This is a genomic window from Sphingomonas ginsenosidimutans, from assembly GCF_002374835.1.
Lineage (GTDB): Bacteria > Pseudomonadota > Alphaproteobacteria > Sphingomonadales > Sphingomonadaceae > Sphingomonas > Sphingomonas ginsenosidimutans.
The window spans coordinates 155,063-161,460 of record NZ_NWVD01000008.1 but is presented as its reverse complement, the minus strand read 5'-3'; the positions used below and the strand labels follow the sequence as shown (position 1 = coordinate 161,460).

Here is a 6,398-nt window from a genome sequence, read left to right as displayed (position 1 = left end):
GTCCGCCTCCGGTGCCCGGATCGCCTTGCGCACCACCTTGCGCGACAGGTGCAGGTCCCGCGCTATCGCCTTGATGGCCTTCCCCGACGCGTGCTCGCGCCGGATCCTCAACACCGTCTCCAATACCAGCATCCCGCTCTCGCCGCCTGACACACCGCCAAGCGAACAGCCTAGACCACCGGGATGAGGGGTCCCTTTTCGACGCCGATCACCCCGCTACCGGGGTCCTTTTTCCACGCCGATCCACAGATATGGAAAGGAGCGCCCGCTTCAGTGCTCAGAATGCGAGGCGCAACTGGCGATCATCGTGCGCAATGTGGCGCCAACGAATATCTGCTTGCTGCGTCACCCGAACAAGCGGCTGCCTGACGAGACGCCGCTAGGAGCGGCTGGACCTTAAACGCCAAGCAGCCGTGTGATCTGCGGCTGGCGCATTCGCTGCGATACTAAGCAGCGCACAATCGCTCTTCTCGATTCACCGCGACAGCTGTCGCGGTCCTCACGCTCGGAGGAATGCCGCCTTCCTTTGAGATGCGACCTGCCGCGAGGGCCTTCGCCGTTGCCGCGACGGCAGGTTCTGAGAGGCGCACCGTGCGTTCCAACGCAGCCTCAAGGCTTCCAATTACGGATGCACGCGACTTACGCTCGAGCTGGAAGGGGTCATCCTGCTGGAGCAGAACATGACCAACGAAGTGCAAACGCCGACTCGACTGATCAGGCTGCCGGAGGTCAAGCTCCGCACCGGGCTTGCTCGGTCTTCGATCTACAGAATGATGGAGGATGGCTGCTTCCCTCGCCCTCGCAAGCTGGGGCCACGCGCCGTCGCGTGGATGGTAAGCGATATCGACCATTGGATCGACAGTCGCCCTTCGAAGCAGGTCCGATAGAACTCGAGGGCAGAGGAAAGAGGGCGTAAGATCGGTGAACTGGAGGCGAACGTGACCGAGTCACTCAGCAAAGCCGCGACACCTCATCTCCCCGCTGGAGGAGGTGTGTTACCTAGAATGTTACCTAGAGCCACTCGGGTGAGGGATGGCCCCTGCTAACCCGTTGAAAAATGGCGCGCCCGGAACGATTCGAACGTCCGACCCTCAGATTCGTAGTCTGATGCTCTATCCAGCTGAGCTACGGGCGCGTTGTGGAGCGGCGCTGTTAGACGGCGAATCGGAGGGGCGCAAGTGCGTTGCGTCATTTTTCTTCACCGCCTACGCCGTTTTCATGAACCGCTTGCCGCTTCGCCCGCTCGCCCCCGTGCTGGTCGCCATCCTGTTCGCCGGATGCGCCGCCGATTCCGCCGTCTATCCCTCGCTCGCGCCGCGTGCGGCCGAGAAAACGGGGTTCGAGGAGCCGGAGACGGCACCGGCACCCCTGGTCGCCGATCCCGCCCTGGATGCACGCATCGCGGCGGCGACGGCGAAGCGTGAGGGGGCGGAGCGGGCGTTCGACACGGCGGCGACGCGCGCGGAGCGGCTGGCGCGGGCAGCGCAGGGCGCGGCGGCGGGGAGCGACCGATGGCTGGACGCGCAGACTGCGCTGGCCGAGCTTGATTCGCTGCGCGCCGCACACGGCGAGGCGGTCGGCGAGCTGGAGGATCTGGCGGCACAGCGCGCGCAGGCGCTGCTGCCGGCCTATCCCGCGCTGGAAAGCGCGCGCGCCGCGGCGCAGGAGGCCGCCGCCGCGCAGACCCGGCGTATCGACGCGCTCACCCGCGCGCTGGCGCCCGCGTGACGCCCGCTACGACATCAGCGGCGACTTGACCGGCCGGGCGATGCGATAGCGGATGTGGTGGCGCAGCGGGTCGCCGCGTGCCATGTCGGGATGGTCGAAATCGCCGCCCGGATCGCGCAGCATCCCCAGCCGCTCCATCAGCCCTCGGCTGCGCCAATTGGCCGGCACCGTCACCGCGGTCGCCGCCGGGGCATCGAGATTGCGCCAGCCCCACGACAGGCTGGCGCGCGCGGCCTCCAGCGCCAGCCCCTGCCCCCATGCGTCGCGCGCCAGCCGCCAGCTGATCTCCAGCTCGCCGGCGATCGGCGTGCCCTTCCGCCCGCGCTTGAGCCCGCAGAACCCGATGAAGGCGCGGTCGCTGCGCCGTTCCAGCGCCCAGAAGCAATGGCCGTGGCGCGCCTGCGATTCGGTCATCCGGTCCTTCAGCCGGCGGCAGTCCGCCATGCTGTCGGGCGGGCCGAGGTAGCGCATGACCTCGGCATCCTGCCCCATCGCATAGAGCGAGGCGACGTCGGAGCGGCGCCACGGGCGCAGGATCAGGCGACGGGTGCCGATCATGCCGGGCGGTCGATGGCGTAGGTGACGCTGGCACGCAGCGGATCGCCCTCGGGACTGGCGGGGTGATCGAAGTCCATGGCGGGCAGATGGCGCATCCCCAGTCGCTGCATCAGCCGCCGGCTGCCCGCATTGATCGACGCGGTGATCGCGACGATGCGCGGTTCGCGGCGCTGCGCCCAGGCCCAGTCGATGCACGCGACCGCGGCCTCGTGCGCATAGCCCTGCCCCCAGCTGTCGGTGGTCAGCATCCAGCCGATCTCCAGCTCGCCCGCGATCGGCGTGTCGGGGGCGCCCGGCTTCAGCCCGCAGAAACCGATCGTCCGCCCGTCGGCGCGGCGCACCACCGCGCGGAAACCCAGCCCGTACGCACGATAGGCGGCATGGCGCGCGATCGTCGCGTCGCTGGCGGCGGTATCCTTGACCGGGCCGAGCTGCGCCATGACTGCCGGGTCCGCCCACATCGCGTGGAGCGGTGCGCGGTCCGCCGGCTCCGGCCAGCGCAGCAGCAGGCGCGGGGTTTCGATCACGCCCCCATCAGCCGCGCGGCATGGGCCGCGTGATAGGTCAGCACGCCCGAACAGCCCGCGCGCTTGAACGCCAGCAACGTTTCCAGCACCATCGCGTCGCGATCCGCCGCGCCGGCGGCCACCGCGGCCTCGATCATCGCATATTCGCCGGACACCTGGTACGCGAACACCGGCACCGCGAACCGGTCCTTCACCTGCCGGATGATATCCAGATACGGCAGACCGGGCTTCACCATCACGCTGTCCGCGCCCTCGGCAAGGTCCAGCGCCACCTCGCGCAGCGCCTCCTGCGCATTGGCGGGATCCATCTGATAGGTCTTCTTGTCGCCTTTCAGCAGCCCGCGGGTGTTCACCGCGTCGCGAAACGGGCCGTAGAAGGCGGAGGCATATTTGGCGGCGTAGGACATGATCTGGACGTTGACGAACCCCTCATCCTCCAGCGCGGCGCGGATCAGGCCGATGCGCCCGTCCATCATGTCGCTGGGTGCGATCACATCCGCCCCGGCGCGCGCCTGGTTGAGGCTTTGCGCCACCAGCGCCTCGACCGTCGCGTCGTTCAGTACGTAGCCGGAGTCATCGACCAGCCCGTCATGCCCGTGCGCGGTATAGGGATCGAGCGCCACGTCGGTCAGCACGCCGATATCGGGCACCGCATCCTTGATCGCACGGGTGGCGCGGCACATCAGATTGTCGGGATTGGCGGCCTCCGCGCCGTCGTGGCTGCGGCGATCGTGCGGGGTATTGGGGAACAGCGCGAGGCACGGGATGCCCAGGTCGCGCGCCTCCTTCGCCCGGGCGACGATGCCGTCCAGCGACCAGCGCGACACGCCCGGCAGCGTGGCGATCGGCTCCTCCACCCCCTGCCCGTCGGTCACGAACAGCGGCCAGATGAGGTCGGCCGGGGTCAGCGTGTTTTCGGCGTGAAGGCGGCGGCTCCAGCCGGAGGCGCGGGTGCGACGCAGGCGGAGTGCGGGATAGGCGGCGGTCATCCCGCGGCTTTCCCGCATCGCGCGCGCCGGTGCAAGCGTTACGGGTCCGAAACCGCCGATCATGCGTTGCGCCCGCCATGAGGGAAATCCGTTCCGCCGCCCTGATCGTCAACGCGCAGTCGCGCCGCGGGCGCAAGCTGTTCAAACATGCCTGTCGCCGGCTGCGCGACCTGCCGTTCAAGGTATCGCCCCATGCGGTGAAGAACCCCGCGCACCTCGACCGCACCGTTCGCCAGGCGCTGGAGGCGAAACCCGATCTGGTGATCCTGGGCGGCGGTGACGGGACGATCAGCGGGCTGGTCGACCTGCTGGTCGGGCATGACGTGGTGCTGGGCGTGCTGCCGTTGGGCACCGCCAACAGCTTCGCACGGACGCTGGGCCTGCCGCTCGACATCGACGGGGCGATCGACGTGCTGGCCAGCGGCGTTCCCCAACGCATCGACCTGGGGATGATCGACCGGGATTATTTCGCCAATTGCGCCGCAATCGGCATCAGCCCGCAGATCGCCGAAACCGTGCCGCACAGGCTGAAGAAGGTGGCGGGGCGCGTCGGCTATCTCGGCTGGGCGGCGTACCAATTGGGCAGGTTCCGCCCCTTCACCCTGTTCGTCGACGACGGCAGCGGCGAGAAGGAATTGCGCGTGGTGGAGGTGCGCATCTCGAACGGTCCCTATCACGGCGGCACCTGGCTGGTGGACGAAGCGTCGGTGACCTCCGGCCTTATCGTCGTGCAGGCGGTGCGCGGCCATTACAAGCGGCGGCTGGTGACGAACTGGGCGTGGAGCTTCCTTGGGCGGCCCGAACGGCATCACGATACGGTCAGCTTCACCGGCACATCGATCCGGGTGCGCACCGACCCGCCGCTGCCGATCTCGATCGACGGGGAAGTGCTGGCGCATACCCCCGTCACCGCGCATGTCGCGCCCGGGGTGATCGAGGTAATGGTGCCGCGCGCGGCGGGGTGACCCCGGCGCCTCACGCGGTCGGCTTCATCGCGCCGGCCGGCTCGACATCGGCGTGACTGCGCTCCTCGCACTCATGATCGTCGGGGACGACCAGCGCGCCCTTTCGCCACGTCCCGCGGGCGTGATAGAGCAGCGAGAGCGACATGCTGCTGAACAGGCTGACCGGAAAGCTCCACCACAGCGCATCGACGCCCAGCGCGGGATGGAGCAGCGCCACCACCCCCAGCCGGATCGGGAACATCGCGACGAACAGAATCGCGAGCGGCCCCCAAACCGCACCGTTGGCGCGCACCGTGCCGAACACCACCATCGTCACGCCGAACAGCACGAACGCCCAGGTGACGATGTGGTTGATATGCCGCGCGATCGGCAGTGCGGCGCTGTCGGCGCCGACGAACAGCGACAGGATCGCACGGTCGAACACCAGCGACAGCGCGATCGCCGCGCCGGTCAGCAGCAGGTTGAACAGGATGCCTGACCGGGTGATCGCGCCCACCCGGTCCCAGCGGCCCGCGCCGATATTCTGCGCGGTCATCGCGCTGACCGCTGCGCCGATCGCCATCGCGGGCATCTGGATATAGGTCCAGATCTGCTGCGCGATGCCGTAGGCGGCGGTCACCTCCACGCCGTTGCGGTTGACCAGCCCGACCATCGCCAGCCCCGCGCCGGAGATGACCAGCATCTGCGCGCCGATCGGCAATCCCTTCGACACGATCAGCCGGGTCAGCGCGCGTTCGGGCAGCAGATAGCGCCACTCCGCACCGCGCAGCCGCAACGGCACGTCGCGGTAGTACAGGTAGCCGAGCAGCACCGCGCAGGAGATCAGGTTGGCGAACAGCGTCGCCGCCGCCGACCCCGCGATCCCCCACGCCGGCGCCGGCCCCAGCCCGAGGATCAGCACCGGGTTGAGCGACGAATCGAGCACCACCGACAGGACCATGAACCACAAAGGCGTCAACGAATCGCCGATCCCGCGCAGCCCCATGAACACCAGCACCAGCAGCATCGACGGCGGCAGGCTGAGGAAGATGACGCGCAGATAGGCCAGCGCTTCGTCATAGGCGCGGCCCGGCGTCGCCAGCAGCGTCAGTATCTCCGGAGCGAAGACATAGCCAGCGATCGCGGTGACGACCGACGCCGCCAGCACCAGCCCGACCGCCGAGCCGAACGCGCGCCGCGCGCCCTCCACGTCGCGGCGCCCCCAGCTTTGCCCGACCAGGATCGTCGCGGCCATGCCGAAGCCGAACACCATCCCGAACATCAGGAACATGATGATATTGGCGTTGCTGGTCGCGGCCAGCGCGTCCTCGCCCAGGAAGCGCCCGACCCAGATCGTGTTGATCGAGCCGTTGAGCGATTGCAGGACGTTCGACCCCAGCGTGGGCAGCGCGAACGCCAGCAGCGTCGGCGCGATGGCGCCGGACGTGAGATCGCGGCCGCTTCGCTGGGGCCGCGAATGTTGCGAATGTTGAGGCGCTGGCATTGTATCCGTCATCTCCAGGCCTCACCGCTCGTCGTCATCGGCACCACCACGGATGTGGCACGACGGATGGGCCGTAGGACAGTTCCGCCGTGGTGGCGAGGGTTGCGCGCTGCAACCATGGGCTCCGGCCCTCGCCGGAGCCCATGGC

7 protein-coding genes and 1 tRNA gene are annotated in these 6,398 nt (G+C 68.6%); 3 read left to right on the top strand and 5 right to left on the bottom strand.

Going from position 1 to position 6,398, the window contains the following annotated elements; genetic code table 11:
* Positions 1-680 precede the first annotated feature (680 nt).
* Positions 681-887, top strand: coding sequence for a helix-turn-helix transcriptional regulator (locus COA17_RS15440; protein WP_096613649.1), 207 nt, complete (start codon positions 681-683; stop codon positions 885-887).
* A 171-nt stretch (positions 888-1,058) separates the two neighbouring features.
* On the opposite strand, the gene COA17_RS15435 is transcribed toward COA17_RS15440, so the two are convergent.
* Positions 1,059-1,135, bottom strand: a tRNA-Arg gene (locus tag COA17_RS15435).
* An 83-nt stretch (positions 1,136-1,218) separates the two neighbouring features.
* Here COA17_RS15435 and COA17_RS15430 point away from each other — a divergent pair.
* Positions 1,219-1,728, top strand: coding sequence for a hypothetical protein (locus tag COA17_RS15430; RefSeq protein ID WP_096613647.1), 510 nt, complete (start codon positions 1,219-1,221; stop codon positions 1,726-1,728).
* Between the two features lie 6 nt (positions 1,729-1,734).
* Here the strand turns inward: COA17_RS15430 and COA17_RS15425 are convergent, their stop codons facing one another.
* The 3 genes from COA17_RS15425 to hemB are packed head-to-tail and all read right to left on the bottom strand — an operon-like array spanning position 1,735 to position 3,802.
* Positions 1,735-2,286, bottom strand: a complete 552-nt coding sequence (locus COA17_RS15425; protein WP_096613645.1) for a GNAT family N-acetyltransferase — start codon at positions 2,284-2,286, stop codon at positions 1,735-1,737.
* Positions 2,283-2,813: a GNAT family N-acetyltransferase gene (locus tag COA17_RS15420; RefSeq protein WP_096613643.1), complete on the bottom strand. Its 531-nt coding sequence runs from the start codon at positions 2,811-2,813 to the stop codon at positions 2,283-2,285. Before COA17_RS15420 ends, COA17_RS15425 begins: the two co-directional genes overlap by 4 nt.
* Complete coding sequence (hemB, locus tag COA17_RS15415) at positions 2,810-3,802, bottom strand: porphobilinogen synthase (protein ID WP_096613677.1); 993 nt, start codon at positions 3,800-3,802, stop codon at positions 2,810-2,812. The genes COA17_RS15420 and hemB overlap by 4 nt, the downstream gene beginning before the upstream one ends.
* Positions 3,803-3,879: 77 nt before the next feature.
* On the opposite strand from hemB, the gene COA17_RS15410 reads away from it, so the two are divergent.
* On the top strand, positions 3,880-4,767 hold the full coding sequence (locus COA17_RS15410) for a diacylglycerol/lipid kinase family protein (RefSeq protein WP_096613641.1): 888 nt from the start codon (positions 3,880-3,882) through the stop codon (positions 4,765-4,767).
* A gap of 10 nt (positions 4,768-4,777) precedes the next feature.
* Here the strand turns inward: COA17_RS15410 and COA17_RS15405 are convergent, their stop codons facing one another.
* The gene (locus COA17_RS15405) at positions 4,778-6,250 is read right to left on the bottom strand and encodes an MATE family efflux transporter (protein ID WP_096613639.1); all 1,473 of its coding nucleotides are present in this window, start codon (positions 6,248-6,250) and stop codon (positions 4,778-4,780) included.
* Positions 6,251-6,398: the final 148 nt, after the last annotated feature.

What these genes read in the sequence shown, in the direction of transcription:
- COA17_RS15440 (WP_096613649.1), top strand. Translation starts at nt 681, where the DNA reads ATGACCAACGAAGTGCAAACGCCGACTCGACTGATCAGGCTGCCGGAG.
- COA17_RS15430 (WP_096613647.1), top strand. Translation starts at nt 1,219, where the DNA reads ATGAACCGCTTGCCGCTTCGCCCGCTCGCCCCCGTGCTGGTCGCCATC.
- COA17_RS15425 (WP_096613645.1), bottom strand. Translation starts at nt 2,286, where the DNA reads ATGATCGGCACCCGTCGCCTGATCCTGCGCCCGTGGCGCCGCTCCGAC.
- hemB (WP_096613677.1), bottom strand. Translation starts at nt 3,802, where the DNA reads ATGACCGCCGCCTATCCCGCACTCCGCCTGCGTCGCACCCGCGCCTCC.
- COA17_RS15410 (WP_096613641.1), top strand. Translation starts at nt 3,880, where the DNA reads ATGAGGGAAATCCGTTCCGCCGCCCTGATCGTCAACGCGCAGTCGCGC.
- COA17_RS15405 (WP_096613639.1), bottom strand. Translation starts at nt 6,250, where the DNA reads ATGCCAGCGCCTCAACATTCGCAACATTCGCGGCCCCAGCGAAGCGGC.